At 40.7% G+C, this 15,784-nt stretch carries 15 protein-coding genes; 3 read left to right on the plus strand and 12 right to left on the minus strand.

Translation table 11 applies throughout. The features are described 5' to 3' along the window. Window positions 1-5 precede the first annotated feature (5 nt). The 12 genes from rsmG to ACE3G9_RS12220 form a co-directional block, all read right to left on the minus strand. Window positions 6-656 carry a 16S rRNA (guanine(527)-N(7))-methyltransferase RsmG gene (rsmG, locus tag ACE3G9_RS12165; protein ID WP_417881380.1) on the minus strand — a complete coding sequence of 217 codons (651 nt, stop codon included), beginning with the start codon at window positions 654-656 and terminating at the stop codon, window positions 6-8. Beyond that, entirely contained in the window at window positions 653-2,548 is a 1,896-nt protein-coding gene (gene mnmG, locus ACE3G9_RS12170; protein ID WP_449219261.1) for a tRNA uridine-5-carboxymethylaminomethyl(34) synthesis enzyme MnmG, read from the minus strand. Before mnmG ends, rsmG begins: the two co-directional genes overlap by 4 nt. 538 nt (window positions 2,549-3,086) lie before the next feature. Next, window positions 3,087-3,527 (minus strand): FMN-binding protein MioC, encoded by a 441-nt coding sequence (gene mioC, locus ACE3G9_RS12175; protein WP_417881378.1) that lies wholly within the window; start codon window positions 3,525-3,527, stop codon window positions 3,087-3,089. 13 nt (window positions 3,528-3,540) lie between these two features. Next, window positions 3,541-4,902, minus strand: a complete 1,362-nt coding sequence (gene mnmE, locus ACE3G9_RS12180) for a tRNA uridine-5-carboxymethylaminomethyl(34) synthesis GTPase MnmE (RefSeq protein WP_417881377.1) — start codon at window positions 4,900-4,902, stop codon at window positions 3,541-3,543. Window positions 4,903-5,024: 122 nt separating this feature from the next. After that, on the minus strand, window positions 5,025-6,671 hold the full coding sequence (gene yidC, locus ACE3G9_RS12185; RefSeq protein WP_417881376.1) for a membrane protein insertase YidC: 1,647 nt from the start codon (window positions 6,669-6,671) through the stop codon (window positions 5,025-5,027). Between the two features lie 2 nt (window positions 6,672-6,673). Next, window positions 6,674-6,931, minus strand: coding sequence for a membrane protein insertion efficiency factor YidD (yidD, locus tag ACE3G9_RS12190; RefSeq protein WP_417881375.1), 258 nt, complete (start codon window positions 6,929-6,931; stop codon window positions 6,674-6,676). Further along, window positions 6,898-7,221: a ribonuclease P protein component gene (gene rnpA / locus ACE3G9_RS12195; protein ID WP_417881374.1), complete on the minus strand. Its 324-nt coding sequence runs from the start codon at window positions 7,219-7,221 to the stop codon at window positions 6,898-6,900. Before rnpA ends, yidD begins: the two co-directional genes overlap by 34 nt. 46 nt (window positions 7,222-7,267) lie before the next feature. After that, on the minus strand, window positions 7,268-7,402 hold the full coding sequence (gene rpmH, locus ACE3G9_RS12200; protein WP_017024264.1) for a 50S ribosomal protein L34: 135 nt from the start codon (window positions 7,400-7,402) through the stop codon (window positions 7,268-7,270). 221 nt (window positions 7,403-7,623) lie between these two features. Next, window positions 7,624-8,361: an amino acid ABC transporter ATP-binding protein gene (locus ACE3G9_RS12205; protein WP_417881373.1), complete on the minus strand. Its 738-nt coding sequence runs from the start codon at window positions 8,359-8,361 to the stop codon at window positions 7,624-7,626. After that, complete coding sequence (locus tag ACE3G9_RS12210; protein WP_417881372.1) at window positions 8,358-9,029, minus strand: amino acid ABC transporter permease; 672 nt, start codon at window positions 9,027-9,029, stop codon at window positions 8,358-8,360. The genes ACE3G9_RS12205 and ACE3G9_RS12210 overlap by 4 nt, the downstream gene beginning before the upstream one ends. Window positions 9,030-9,037: 8 nt before the next feature. Beyond that, the gene (locus ACE3G9_RS12215) at window positions 9,038-10,777 is read right to left on the minus strand and encodes an ABC transporter ATP-binding protein/permease (protein WP_449219262.1); all 1,740 of its coding nucleotides are present in this window, start codon (window positions 10,775-10,777) and stop codon (window positions 9,038-9,040) included. A 247-nt stretch (window positions 10,778-11,024) separates the two neighbouring features. Further along, on the minus strand, window positions 11,025-11,786 hold the full coding sequence (locus ACE3G9_RS12220; protein WP_417881370.1) for an amino acid ABC transporter substrate-binding protein: 762 nt from the start codon (window positions 11,784-11,786) through the stop codon (window positions 11,025-11,027). A 329-nt stretch (window positions 11,787-12,115) separates the two neighbouring features. Here ACE3G9_RS12220 and dnaA point away from each other — a divergent pair, with 329 nt between their 5' ends. The 3 genes from dnaA to recF all read left to right on the plus strand — a co-directional run bounded on the left by dnaA (window position 12,116) and on the right by recF (window position 15,768). Further along, on the plus strand, window positions 12,116-13,525 hold the full coding sequence (gene dnaA / locus ACE3G9_RS12225; RefSeq protein WP_417881369.1) for a chromosomal replication initiator protein DnaA: 1,410 nt from the start codon (window positions 12,116-12,118) through the stop codon (window positions 13,523-13,525). Between the two features lie 62 nt (window positions 13,526-13,587). Beyond that, the gene (dnaN, locus tag ACE3G9_RS12230) at window positions 13,588-14,688 is read left to right on the plus strand and encodes a DNA polymerase III subunit beta (RefSeq protein WP_449219263.1); all 1,101 of its coding nucleotides are present in this window, start codon (window positions 13,588-13,590) and stop codon (window positions 14,686-14,688) included. Further along, window positions 14,689-15,768, plus strand: coding sequence for a DNA replication/repair protein RecF (gene recF / locus ACE3G9_RS12235; protein WP_417881367.1), 1,080 nt, complete (start codon window positions 14,689-14,691; stop codon window positions 15,766-15,768). It begins immediately after the preceding gene. Window positions 15,769-15,784: the final 16 nt, after the last annotated feature.

Genomic DNA, 15,784 nt, shown 5'->3' on the forward strand with positions numbered 1-15,784 from the left:
CCCCGTTATCCCTTTTTTTCCAAAATGATTAGGTGACGATCACCCTCTAATTCTGGAACTTGCAATATATGCACCTGAGAAACCATTAATGATTCAGGTAATTGTGCAATCTCATCTTCAGGCAATTGACCTTTAAGTGCAAGAAAAACACCATTTTCAGGTTTTGGAAGATGATGACACCACTCGACCATATCTATCATAGAAGCAAATGCGCGGCTAATCACGCCGTCAAAACCCACTTCAGGTTGAAATTCTTCAACACGGCTTTGTATCGGTTCTACATTACTAATCGCTAGCTCGTGCAAAACTTGCTTAATAAAACGAATTCGCTTCCCTAGGCTATCGAGTAACGTGAATTGATAATCAGGATTCATTATCGCCAAAGGAATCCCTGGTAACCCCGGGCCAGTGCCGACATCAATAAAGCGTTCACCAGATAAATATGGACTCACCACTATACTATCCATAATGTGCTTAACCAGCATATCTATTGGGTTACGTATTGATGTTAAATTATAGGCTTTATTCCATTTATTTAGCATCTGCACATAACCAACTAATTGATCACGTTGTAATTCTGAAACTTCAAGGTCAATTTGAGATAATAAACTATCTAGCTTGTCTCTCAATGGCTGATTGAGCAAATTGGGATTCATGCAGCATCCCCTTTCTTTAATTGACCTTGTTTCTTCAAGTGCACCAACAAAATTGAAATCGCCGCTGGGGTAATGCCGGAAATACGCGAAGCAATACCAATCGTTTCAGGTTTAGCATTATTTAATTTTGCCACCACTTCATTCGATAACCCTTTAACTTGAGCATAATCAAGCTCTACCGGTAATTTGGTATTTTCATGGCGTAGTGATTTTTCGATCTCTTCTTTCTGGCGTTGAATATATCCTTCGTATTTTACTTGGATCTCAACTTGCTCTGTTGCTTGAGGATCTTCCATCGTTGAAGAAAATACTTCTAGAGTGGTTAATTTCTCATAAGTCATTTCTGGGCGACGCAGTAGATCTTCACCATTGGCTTCTCGCGCAATCGGTGTTTTAAGTAATTGATTTAAAGCATCGATATTAGTTGATTTAGGATTCACCCAAATATCTTTTAAACGTTGACGTTCCAGCTCCATATTTTCAACTTTTTGATTGAAGCGTGCCCAACGGGCATCGTCCACTAAACCTAATTCACGACCTTTTTCAGTCAAACGTAAATCCGCATTGTCTTCACGAAGCAGCAAACGGTATTCTGCACGAGAGGTAAACATGCGGTATGGTTCTTTGGTGCCCATGGTAGATAGATCATCAATCAAAACCCCCATGTAAGCTTCGTCACGACGTGGGTTCCAAGATTCTTTACCTTGAGTAAATAACGAAGCGTTAAGACCGGCCATTAAACCTTGAGCAGCCGCTTCTTCATAACCCGTAGTGCCGTTAATTTGGCCGGCGAAGAATAAACCAGAGATAAACTTGGTTTCATAACTTTGTTTTAAATCGCGAGGATCAAAGAAATCATATTCAATCGCGTAACCAGGACGAACGATCTGGGCATTTTCAAATCCTTTCATCGACTGAACGATCTTCACTTGCACATCAAATGGCAGACTGGTTGAAATACCATTTGGGTATAATTCAGTTGTTGTTAAGCCTTCTGGTTCAATAAAGATTTGATGACTATTTTTATCTGCAAAACGCATTACTTTGTCTTCGATAGACGGACAGTAACGTGGGCCAATGCCTTCAATCACACCTGAATACATCGGGCTACGATCCAAGTTAGATCGGATCACATCATGAGTTTGTTCATTAGTGTGAGTGATAAAACATGGTATCTGTTGTGGATGATCACTTTGTTGGCCGATAAAAGAAAATACTGGTGTTGGATTATCACTATGTTGCTTTTCTAGGCTGTCAAGGTTAACCGTACGGGCATCAATACGTGGTGGAGTTCCGGTTTTTAAACGATCAACACGAAATGGTAAAGCACGTAGTCGATCAGCTAATGCGATAGACGGAGGATCGCCAGCACGGCCACCTGAGAAGTTTTCCATACCGATATGAATCTTACCGCCAAGGAACGTTCCAACAGTTAATACCACTGCTTTAGCTTTAAATTTAAGGCCCATTTGAGTAACCACACCGGTGACTTGATCGTTCTCGACGATCACATCATCAACAGCTTGTTGAAAAAGGCTTAAATTCGGTTGATTTTCTAAGGTTGTGCGTACTGCGTTTTTATATAAAACACGATCGGCTTGAGCGCGAGTTGCACGAACGGCAGGACCTTTAGATGCGTTTAATGTTCTAAATTGAATGCCAGCTTTATCAATAGCTTGCGCCATTAATCCACCTAATGCGTCGACTTCTTTGACCAAGTGTCCTTTGCCAATACCACCAATCGCTGGGTTACATGACATTTGACCTAAAGTGTCGATATTGTGAGTAAGCAGCAATGTCTTTTGGCCTGTACGAGCAGACGCGAGAGCAGCTTCCGTTCCAGCATGGCCACCACCTACGACGATGACGTCAAAGTTTTCGTGATAAAACATGATCAGACCTCAAGAGTTAAAAATGAAACGATCAAAGCAAAATGATCTTAGAAAATAAAAGGAGCAATATTCTACCTTTTTTAATCTTAACTGAGAATCAATTTGTTTATTTTAAGAAACGATCAAAGAGCCTTAATATATATAAGATCTTTATATAGATCTTTTATTAGATCTACTATTAAGGGAATACGATCTTGTGGATAAGAAGTAAATGATCATTAAGATCATGCAGTTCGATCGGATCGTTTCTTGTGATCTAACCTTGATCTAATGCTGTATTAGCTGGGATCTAAATAGCTAGTTATCCACATGTAATATTTAAAGAATAGTTATCCAATGAATAACTTTGTTAGGATCACAGGATAAAATGTAGTTTATCCACAGATGATTTGTTCAAAAAAACAGCAAACAGTTTTATTCATTTTCGATTTATGACTTTAATGAACCGATTTCCAGCTCTAAAAAATAGTTAACCATGACTAGAAAGCCAAAAAAAGCAGACCGAGATCTGCTTTTAATTGGTTTTCTATTATCAAGATTAGCCGATAAACGCTGGCATATTATCATTTAACCAAGCTTCTGCTGGTTCTTCTGGTACTGGGGTTTCGATGACATCTATTTCTAAATGCGGGCAAAGTTCTTGAGTACCAATATCTAACAGCGTCGTTCGGGCGTCTTTACCAGCGCCACAGAAGGTATCGTAGCTTGAATCACCAATAGCAATTACTGCAAACTTGACCTCTGACATGCGCGGTGGTGTTGATTTAATTGTGTCGATAAAAGGTTGAATATTATCTGGATAATCACCCGCACCATGAGTTGAGGTGATGATCAACCAAATCCCACTAGCTTCTATTTCACTAAGATCTGGTTGGTTGTGGATCTTAGTTTCTAACCCTTGAGCTTGCAGCAGATCGTTTAAGTGATCGCCAACATATTCAGCACCACCTAAGGTACTACCTGTAATAATGTGGATCATAATATTCCTTTAATTATTTACCGATACAGAATGAAGAGAAGATACGACCCAATAAATCATCCGAGCTAAATTCTCCGGTGATTTCATTTAGGTGCTGCTGAGTGATGCGCAGCTCTTCTGCTAAGATTTCTCCGGCCATATAGCCTTCAAGTTGTTGCTGGCCTATAGACAGATGTTCAGACGCTTTATCTAGCGCTTCTAGGTGTCGACGTCGAGCCATAAAGCTACCTTCACTGCCGCCAGCAAAGCCCATGCAGTCTTTTAAGTGTTCACGTAGGGATTCAACCCCTTGGCCAGTTTTTGCTGATAGACGTATTAATGTTGGATTATTAACATGACAAATACCGAGTGTTTCACCGGTTTGATCGGCTTTATTGCGGATCACTGTCATACCTATATTTTCTGGTAAACGTTCCACAAAATCAGGCCAAATTTCTTTGGGATCAGTGGCATTGGTGGTGGTACCATCAACCATAAATAATACACGGTCGGCTTGCTCAATTTCTTCCCAAGCGCGTTCTATACCGATTCTTTCTACTTCATCAGATGCTTCACGTAAGCCTGCGGTATCAATAATATGCAAAGGCATGCCATCGATATGAATATGCTCACGTAGTACGTCGCGGGTAGTACCGGCGATATCGGTCACAATCGCTGAATCTTTGCCTGATAGGGCGTTGAGTAGGCTAGATTTACCCGCATTAGGACGTCCGGCGATTACTACCTTCATACCTTCACGAATCAGCGCGCCTTGATTGGCTTCTTTACGTACAGAAGCTAAATTATCAATGATAGTTTGTAAGTCGGTACTGACTTTACCATCGGCTAAAAAGTCGATTTCTTCTTCGGGAAAATCAATGGCGGCTTCTACATAGATACGTAGGTGTATTAACGATTCGACGAGATTATTAATGCGTTGGGAAAATTCACCTTGCAGAGAATTTAGAGCTGATTTAGCGGCTTCTTCTGAACTAGCATCGATTAAATCGGCAATCGCTTCGGCTTGAGTCAGATCGATCTTGTCATTTAAAAATGCGCGCTCAGAGAATTCACCTGGACGAGCGGCACGAATGCCATCAATTTTTAGTATTCGCTTGATCAGCATATCCATAACGACAGGGCCACCATGACCTTGCAGTTCTAAAACATCTTCACCGGTAAATGAATTTGGGTTTGGAAAATAAAGCGCGATACCTTGATCAAGCTGAACGCCATTTTCATCTTTAAAAGGTAAATATTCGGCGTAACGAGGTTTAATCTCTCGACCAAGTACTTGCAAAGCGACTTGAGTGGCTTTGGGGCCTGAGACTCGGATAATTCCAACACCACCGCGGCCGAGTGCGGTAGCTTGAGCGACAATTGTCTCTGTATTCATAATTCCAACTATTTCAAAAGGTGAAGTTTTTTCAATTGTAATTCGCCTTATGAATTTATAAAGCAAAAAAAGCAAAAGGCGACCAATGCGGTCGCCTTATTTAGTCTTTCGTCTGGCTAAGATTATTTCTTAGAGTGCAGACCTTTCTTCTCTAACGCTCGGTAAATAACGGTTTGTTGTACCAAGGTTACGATGTTCGACATTAGGTAGTAAAGAACTAGACCTGATGGGAACCACAAGAAGAAGAAGATGAAAATGATTGGCATAAACATCATCATTTTCTGTTGCATTGGATCGGTAACGGTTGTTGGGCTCATCTTCTGGATGATTAACATCGAGATACCCATCAATACTGGCAAGATGTAGTAAGGGTCTTGCGCAGATAAATCGTGGATCCAACCAAAGAATGGTGCGTGACGTAATTCAACCGATTCCATCAATGCCCAGTATAGAGCAATGAAGATTGGCATCTGTAGAAGAATAGGGAAACAGCCACCAAGTGGGTTCACTTTTTCTTCTTTGTACATCGCCATCATTTCTTGGCTAATACGTTGACGGTCATCACCTAGACGCTCACGCATTGCAGCAATCTTGGGTTGCAGCATACGCATTTTCGCCATTGAGGTGTACTGAGCTTTGGTTAGTGGGTACATGGCACCACGAACGATGAAAGTCAGTAAAATAATCGCAATCCCCCAGTTACTACTAATGTGAGCTTGTAGGAAAGATAGGAGTGAATGCAGTGGTTTAGCAATAAACCATAACCAACCGTAGTCAACTACTAAATCAAGGTGTGGAGCAGTGGCTTCCATAGCATCTTGAAGTTTAGGGCCAGCCCAAAGTGTTGATGTAATTTGGCCGCTAGAGTTATTTGCAATCACTAGATTTGGCGTACGAACACCAATATCAGCAGTGTTGCCAATCACACGTGAGTAGATAGTAGTGCCTGGTTGGTCACGAGGGATCCAAGCTGAAGTAAAGTAGTGCTGTAGCATTGCTACCCAACCCTGACCATCTTCTAGTTTGATGTTAAGATTTTTATCTTTCATTTCATCAAACTTGTATTTTTTGTAGTGAGTGTCTGAGGTTGAGAAAGCACCACCTGTATAAACAGGCATACCAATATGGCCACTACCTTCAATCATGGTTTGACGTAGGTGAGCATACATACCTAATGTTGCATCTTGTCCTGAATGGTTTTTGATGTCATAAACCACATCAATCGCATAACTACCACGTTTGATAATAAAGGTTTTGGTGTAATCAATACCATTTGCACTATAGGTAAGAGGAATACGTAATTCATCTTGACCTTCAGCTAATTGATAAGACTTTTTATTCGTGTGGTATTGAGGACGGTTTGCAGTACTTACATCAATTCCTTGAGGACCGACTAGACCACTTTGAGCGATATATTGATGCTCATTGTTGTTTTCTAGCAAAACAAAAGAATTTTTCGAGTCTAACGTTGCGTTGTATTTATTCAGCTTAGCTGAAACCACATCACCACCTACAGGGGTAATCGCTAGAGTCAGCACATCTGATTTTACTTCAATGTTGAAAGCGGTTGGTAGAGTTTTTGTTTGCTGAGGAGCTAACGGATCAGCTGACGCTTCAGCAGAGTCATGCGGTAGGCTACTGTCTGTATTTGTTTTAGTCTGCTGCACGCTAGTTTGGGCCGGTTGAGCATCTTTGTTATTCCATTGTTGGAATAACAAAAAGCTGACTAGAGCAAAAGCGATTAACAGGATATTACGTTGAGAATCCATTGTTATTTATCTCTGTCGTGTTTTTGATTAAGTGGGACAGGGTCATATCCCCCAGCATTTAAAGGATGGCATTTTAATAGACGTTTGCCAGATAACCAACACCCTTTTACAAAACCGTGCTCTTTAATTGCTTCAATAGCATAAGTAGAACAAGTTGGAGTAAAGCGACATCGAGGTCCAATTAAAGGGCTAATGATTCCTTTATATAGGTAAATTAACCTAATAGCTAACCACGATAAGGGCGAGATAGGCGTTGCCATAACTTCTCAAATATTTTAAAAATTTCGTCATTACTCAAATCTTGAGCACTCTTTTTCGCTATCACTACAAAATCTTTATTTGGCAGTTGAGCTTGTTTTAGACGAAAGCTTTCACGGGCTAAACGTTTAAAACGATTACGACCAACAGCGGTTTTGATTTGTTTTTTAGGAACAGCTAATCCAAGTCTTGGATGGGAGAGTGTATTATTGCGAGCGATAATAGTGAAATGAGGGGAGCCGGCTCGATGAGCTTGCTGAAAGACGTTTTGATAATGCTCGGGAGTTAACAAACGTAACTCCCGAGTAAAAGTAGACTTAGTCAAAATAATTCAAGAATTATTTTGAAAGGCGCTTACGGCCTTTTGCACGACGTGCATTAATTGTTTTACGACCATTCTTAGTTGCCATACGAGCACGGAAACCGTGAGTACGTTTGCGCTTAAGAACAGTAGGTTGAAAAGTGCGTTTCATGGTAATTACCTTTACTGATCAGTAGTTTATAGGTTCTTGTTAAACCTGGTGTAAGATGTTTTATCCGACACCTCTCAACAAAGAGGCGGAATTGTAATCATTGACTGACTAAGAGTCAATGCTACAGGGCTTAATAAACGCGGAAATCGCATAATAAAAAGCCAGTTGGCCTAAAAATCTGTGTGCGGATTATACGGGTTCTTAAACCAAGTGCAAGGATCCTATTGGATCCCAACTTGATTTAAAAACTTAATAAGTTGTGGATTAGTCGGATCTTTAAATATTTGATCCGGCGTACCTTGCTCAACAATCTTGCCGTCAGCCATGTAGATCACACGATCCGCCACTTCTTGAGCAAACTGCATTTCATGAGTGACGACCAGCATGGTTTGGTGCTGTTTGGCTAATTTCTTCATTAAAGACAATACTTCTCCTACCCATTCAGGATCGAGTGCCGACGTTGGTTCATCAAACAATAATAGCTCTGGAGCAAATGCCATTGCGCGACCAATTCCTACTCGTTGTTGTTGACCGCCTGATAAAGCTGCTGGGTAGCTATCCCCTTTATTACCTAGCCCAATATCATCTAAAATTTGCTGAGCATGGGCCAACGCTTGGTCTTTTTTCCAACCGCGCACGGTAATTAACCCTTCGGCGATATTTTGACGAGCAGTTAAATGAGCAAATAGCGCATAGTTTTGAAATACAAAGCCAGTTTTACGGCGTAGTGCGAGCATATCGCCTTTGCTGTAGTTTTGGGTATCGACTCTAGTGCCTTCAATCTCGATGACACCTTGTTCTGGGTTTTCTAAAAAGTTTACACAGCGTAGTAGGGTCGATTTACCGGTACCACTGGAGCCAATAATGACAATGATTTCACCTTTTTGGATCTCAATATCCACTCCGCGTAGCACTTCAGTCTTACCGAAAGATTTATGTAAATTTGAAATTCGAATCATCGTTGGTAAGCCTTATTGAGTTTAGTTTCAGCCCAAGTTTGTACGCGTGTTAATACTAATACTACTCCCCAATAAATCAGGGCAACCGCTAAGAAGGCTTCAAAGAAACGAAAGCTAGAAGAAGCCTCCATTTGCGCTTTTGCCATAATTTCAGCTACCCCTAATGTAAAGGCGAGAGAGGTCGATTTGATCATATCAATGAAGTAGTTCATTAAAGAAGGCAGTGCTACGCGAGAAGCTTGTGGCAAGATGATCCGGCGCATGGATTGCAATGGTGTCATACCAATCGAAATACTGGCTTCCATTTGGCTGCGATCAATACCAATAATTGCGGCACGAATGCTTTCTGCCATATAAGAGGCAAAGTGTAGGGTGAGACCAATAATCGCTGCGGTAAATGCATCCATACCGACCAGCATTGGAAAGATTTGCGGCAGCCCGTAGTAAAGCAAAAATAATTGTACTAATAGCGGCGTACCACGAAAAAAACTGATGTATAGCTGACTCAGTTGATTCAATATCGGCACTTTAAATACCCGAATATTGGCAATAACTACCGAGAGTATGAGTGCGAAAAGCATACCCCACAATGCCATTTGCAAAGTGGTACCTAAATACCGAAATAATATCGGCAGTAGGTCGAGCATGTAATTGAAATCAAAATTCATGTTGAAGATTACTGTCCTTGTATTGGTGAAAATTGCCAGGTGACTTGACCTTGTGAGACCTGTGCGTGCAAACGATATTGATGATAATGGGCAACTTTACTGCGATGCGCAATACTTACTAAGGTGGTATCGGGCAATCGGCTTTCTAATAGTTGATATAAATAGTTTTCTGTTTCTTCATCGAGTGATGAGGTCGCTTCATCTAAAAATAACCATGTTGGCTTGAGTATTAACGCTCTAACAATCGCGACACGTTGCTGCTCACCCGATGACATTGTGTGTGACCATTGCTCGGTCTCATCTAATTTATGACTGAAATGTGCCAATTGGCAATCAGACAATAATTGTTCAATATCTTGATCGCTGATATTGATATCGACATTCGGATAGCACAATACTTCACGTAATGTACCTGTCGGTAGATAAGGTTTCTGCGGTAAGAACAAACTACGCTTGGCCAATTCAATGTTGCCTTCCGAAAACGGCCAAATTCCCGCAATGGTTTTCATTAACGTACTCTTACCAATACCTGATTTACCAGAAATCAAAGTATGTTGACCAGCTTGTAAGGTCAGTTGGTTCAAATTACTTAAAGTAGTGCCATTGGGTAATTTAATCGTACATTGATTAATGGCTAAATGATCATCTTGATGGCGAGAGACTAACAGTTTGGAATGCGCTGATTGTTGCTTGGTCTCTATCATATCTTGGTCATAAGTGGTTAAACGGTCAACACTGGCTTTCCAATTGGCAATACTGGCATAAGAACTGACAAACCAACTGACTGCGCCCATGACTTGGGAAAAAGCATTATTGACCTGCATTAGACCACCAAGTTTGATAGCACCGGAGAAAAAACTTGGCGCGGCAATAATGATCGGGAAGATAATTGCGATTTGGTTATAGCCACTATTAAAGCCCACAATCTGCTTTTGTTTACGCATGATTTGCCAGGTATTTTTCCACACATCCGTAAAGCGCAACTCCAATAGTTCACGTTCTTTATCTTCACCGTTATATAGCGCGACGCCTTCGGCATTTTCACGTAAACGCATCATTGAATAACGGAAGTTAGCTTCAAATTTTTGCTGCATAAAGTTAAGACCAATAAGCGGCTTACCAATTTTGTGCATGATAAAGCTACCCACCACAGCATAAAGCAAAGCGGCCCACACCATAAAGCCGGGTATATTAATATGATGACTGGCAATATCAATGCTTAGTGGAGAAGATAAGCCCCATAAAATAGTAATAAAAGACGCTAACGTGACGACTGAGTTGAGTAGCCCAAGAGATAAGTTGAGGGTATCTCCGGTGAATTGGTCGATATCTTCAGCAATACGTTGGTCTGGGTTGTCAGTTTGATGGTTGCCGCGCTCTAATTGAAAGTACGAACGATCACTGAGCCACTCACTAAAATAGGTATTGGTTAGCCAACGACGCCAACGCAGTTGCAACATCATATTGAGGTAAATTCTATACACCGCAATAGCAATAAAAATCGCCGCGATGATGGAGAATTTTAGGATTAAGTGGGTGAAGGCATCTTTGTCTAACTCTTGTAGAGCATTGTAAAAATCAGAATTCCACTTATTGAGAACCACTGACATGTACACCATGCCAAGGTTGAGTATTACAATAGCCAATAACAAACCGCGAGCGATCCATTTTTCTTCAGATTGCCAATAAGGTTTAGATAATTGCCAGACTTTACCTAAAAAGCTAGAGGACGTTAAACGAAGCGTCATATCAAGATGTTCCTTTCAAAAACGTAATTTCAGCAAGTTGGACATTAAAGACCGACATAAACAATCAGAGTTCATTCAATCCGCCATTAGTGCTAATTAAGGTGACATTTTGATACAGACTATAATATTCGGGTGGTTGATTAATTTAACAGTTTAAAATACAAAACCGCTTATCTTGACTCCTGATTTACGTATCAGGAATATAGAAAGCGGTTAGAGGAGTAAACGGTTAAAAGAAAAGGTTAGATTATTTGCGAGTAATATCCGCACCAAACCATTTTTCAGAAATAGTAGCCAAAGTACCATCTTCACGCATCGCAGCTAATGCCGTGTTTACTTCCGATTGTAGCTTTTTGCCTTTTTCGTTATTAACGAATGGCCAAGCATTTTCGATGGTTTCAAAAGGTTGACCAGCTAACTGTAGTGGTAGGTTACTAGCTTTAATCAGTTGTAGTGCTGATAGGCGATCCATGACGAAGGCATCAGAACGACCGAGAACCACATCTTGTTCAATACCAGCATCGTAAGTTTTGATATTAATTTTGCCTTCTTTATCGTAACTACGTAGTACTTGTTCGAAGTTTGAACCTAAGTTAACCGCGACGGTTTTGCCTGCAAGATCTTCAACACCTTTGATCGAGTCATTGCCTTTTTTCACTGTGATCTGTACGCCATCAACCACATAAGGATCTGAGAATAAGTATTTGGCTTTACGTGAATCAGTCATGGTTACTTGGTTTGAAATCGTATCAATACGGCCCGTTTCGAGTAGACCGAAAAGACCGGAGAAGTTGGCGGTGACAAATTCCACATCATAATGGTTGCGCTGACCAATCTCATTCCATAAATCCACTTCAAAACCTTGTAGCTTATCAAATTTTTGAAAAGTAAAAGGAAAGTAGGTTCCTGACATGCCGACTTTTACTTCTTGATTCGCAGCTTGAGCAAAGTTGGTAACAGCAAAAAATAGCGCGGTAGCAGTAACAATTTTATTTAAAATTCGGCTCATGTTTCATTCTCCAGATTATTGGAGTTCCATTATAGTTATTCACCTATTGATAAATCTAAGAACAAGATGTTATTAATCATAACAATTGGTGTTGCTAAGTCTGCAAAACTTAGTTTTAACCTTGTGGGTAACTTTATCCCCAAATAGCAAAAATGACTTATTAAAATATTTGAATTACTTGATCGTGCACAAAATCGGGATAGATCGAAAAAAAACTGTGAATAACTTAGATCTTATTCACTGATCTCAGGATCTATTGCTGGTGATCTTATAGTGATAGCTGTAGAATTACTCTCCTTTCAGATCATTTCATTTCGTGTGAGGTTAATGTGTCGTCTTCGTTATGGTTGCAGTGTTCGCAACAGCTTCAAGAAGAGCTTCCCGCAACTGAATTCAGCATGTGGGTAAGACCGCTGCAAGCTGAACTCAATGACAATACTCTCACCTTATTTGCCCCTAATCGCTTTGTATTGGATTGGGTGCGTGATAAGTATCTCAATAGTATTAACCGTTTATTGAAAGAGTTTTGTGGTTCAGATACGCCAAATCTTCATTTTGAAGTGGGTAGTAAACCTGTTCAAAGTACGGTTGAATTACCGAAAAGAACTGCTGCCGATGTGGCTGCAGAATCATCCGCTCCCGCGCAATTACAAAAAAGCCGCCCATTAGATAAATCTTGGGATACCGGTGAACGTGAAGTGGTAATAGATGTTAATCACCGTTCTAATGTTAACCCTAAGCATAAGTTTCATAACTTTGTAGAGGGTAAATCGAACCAGTTAGGTCTAGCGGCAGCAAAACAAGTTTCCGATAACCCCGGTGTTTCTTATAATCCACTGTTTTTATATGGTGGTACGGGTCTAGGTAAAACTCACTTATTACATGCGGTAGGTAATGCGATTGTTGAAAATAAGCCAGATGCTCGAGTGGTGTACATGCACTCTGAGCGTTTTGTGCAAGATATGGTAAAAGCACTACAAAATAACGCGATTGAAGAATTTAAACGTTATTACCGTAGTCTTGATGCTTTACTGATCGATGATATTCAATTTTTCGCCAATAAAGAGCGTTCGCAAGAAGAATTTTTCCATACCTTCAATGCCTTGTTAGAAGGTAACCAGCAAATCATTTTGACTTCTGACCGTTATCCAAAAGAGATCAACGGGGTAGAAGATCGTTTGAAATCACGTTTTGGTTGGGGGCTTACCGTAGCGATAGAACCTCCTGAACTGGAAACTCGTGTCGCGATCTTGATGAAAAAAGCTGAAGATCACCAAATTACCCTTGCTGATGAAGTGGCATTCTTTATTGCTAAGCGTCTACGTTCAAACGTACGTGAGTTGGAAGGTGCATTAAACCGCGTGATTGCCAATGCCAATTTTACCGGGCGTCCAATTACCATCGATTTCGTACGTGAAGCACTGCGTGATTTACTAGCGTTACAAGAAAAGCTGGTGACTATCGATAATATTCAAAAAACGGTCGCTGAATATTACAAAATTAAAGTGGCTGACTTATTATCTAAGCGTCGCTCTCGTTCAGTTGCTCGTCCTCGTCAATTGGCGATGGCATTATCGAAAGAATTAACCAACCACAGCTTACCCGAAATTGGTGATGCTTTTGGTGGTCGCGACCATACCACGGTGTTACACGCTTGTCGTAAAATCAAAGAGTTACGAGAAGAAAGCCATGATATTAAAGAAGATTACTCGAACTTGATTCGTACCCTGTCTTCTTAATCAGCTATCTTTGTACTGTTTTGGCCGTGTTTTTAATAGAATTAGATTATTTAGAGTAGATTATGAAATTTACCATTGAACGTATTCAATTGATTAAGCCTTTGCAACAGGTGTCTGGTGCTCTTGGTGGTCGCTCAAGTTTGCCTATTTTGGGTAACTTATTAATTAAAGTTGATAATGGTGAATTGTCGATTACTGCGACCGATCTTGAAGTGGAATTAGTTTGTCGCTTGGCACTAGAAGGCAACTTTGAACCAGGTAGCACGACCGTTCCATCACGTAAGTTCCTTGATATTTGTCGTGGTCTACCAGATAGCGCTCAGATTGATGTTACGCTGGATGATGAGCGTTTATTGATTAAATCTGGCCGTAGTCGTTTCTCATTAGCCACATTGCCAGCGTCTGATTTTCCAAATATTGAAGACTGGACTAGTGAAGCCGAAGTGACCGTGACTCAAGGTGAATTGCGCCATTTAGTCGAAAAAACCCAATTCTCAATGGCGAACCAAGATGTACGTTACTACCTAAACGGCATGCTGTTTGAAATTGAAGGTACTACGTTACGTTCAGTAGCCACCGATGGTCACCGAATGGCAGTGGCTGAAACCTCATTAGTTGGTGAGTACTCACAACAACAAGTGATCGTACCGCGTAAAGGCGTGTTAGAGTTAGTTAAGCTACTAGACCGCCCTGAGGAGCAAGTAACATTACAAATTGGTAGTTCTAATATTCGCGCCAATGTAAACGAATTTACCTTCACTTCTAAGCTTGTGGATGGTCGTTTTCCTGATTATCGACGCGTCATGCCGCAATCAAGTAATAAAACGCTAGAAGCGGATTGTGAAGCGTTGCGTCAGTCATTCTCACGTGCGGCGATTTTATCAAATGAGAAATTCCGTGGTGTACGAGTCAATTTAGCTGGCTCTGAAATGCGCATTACTGCTAATAACCCAGAGCAAGAAGAAGCAGAAGAAAACCTTGATGTGAACTACCAAGGTGAGCCATTAGAAATTGGTTTTAACGTGAGCTACGTGTTGGATATTTTGAATACTCTAAAATGTCAAACTGTGCGTATGTCGATGAGTGATGCTAATGCGAGTGCATTGGTTGAGAATATCGAAGACACATCTGCGATGTATGTTGTTATGCCGATTCGTTTATAAATGCCATTAACTCGTTTATCTATAAAGCAATTTCGCAATATTGAAGCCTGTGATATCTCGTTATCATCAGGCTTTAATTTTCTTGTCGGGCCAAATGGCAGCGGCAAAACCAGTGTATTAGAAGCGATTTATTTGCTTGGACATGGCCGTTCATTTAAAAGCACCTTAACAGGGCGAGTGATCCAAAATGAACAAAGCGAGTTGTTTGTCCATGGTCGCTTTTTGTTTGAGGATAACTTTGAGTTGCCAATTGGTATCAATAAACAACGAGATGGTCGCAGTGAAGTAAAAATTGGTGGCCAAAGTGGGCAGAAGATTGCTCAACTGGCGCAAATTTTGCCTCTACAGTTAATCCATACCGAGGGCTTTGAACTGCTGACGGAAGGGCCTAAGTTTCGTCGAGCTTTTATTGATTGGGGCGTATTTCATACTCAACCTAGCTTCTATGAAAAGTGGGCACGTTTAAAGCGTTTAATTAAACAAAGAAATGCATTATTGAAGACCGCAAGTGGTTATCAAGAGCTGAGTTATTGGGATAAAGAACTGGCCGAATTGGCGGAAACCATTAGCCAGTGGCGCTTTGACTATGTCACACAGCTAAAACAAGTGGCAGAACACATTTGTGGTGTATTTTTACCTGAATTTGAAGTGAAAATTCAGTATTATAGAGGGTGGGATAAAGACACGCCCTATGCTGAAATTTTACAAAAAAATTTCGAGCGTGATCAGCAACTCGGTTACACCTTTAGTGGACCGAATAAAGCCGATCTAAAACTAAAAATTAATGCGACGCCAGTGGAAGATGTTTTGTCTCGTGGGCAATTAAAGCTCATGGTGTGTGCTTTGCGTTTAGCGCAAGGTCAGCACCTAACCGACACCACAGGTAAGCAGTGTATTTATTTAATTGATGATTTTGCCTCAGAGCTAGATGGTCAACGTCGAGGGCGTCTTGCAGAATATTTAAAGCAAACGCAGGCACAGGTTTTTGTAAGCTCTATTACTGCAAGTCACATTGCTGAAATGCAAAGTGAAAATAGCAGGATGTTTCATGTGGAACATGGCAAAATAGAGCAAGGATAATTAAGGCGAGAACAAT

This window comes from Vibrio sp. E150_018 (assembly GCF_053544035.1).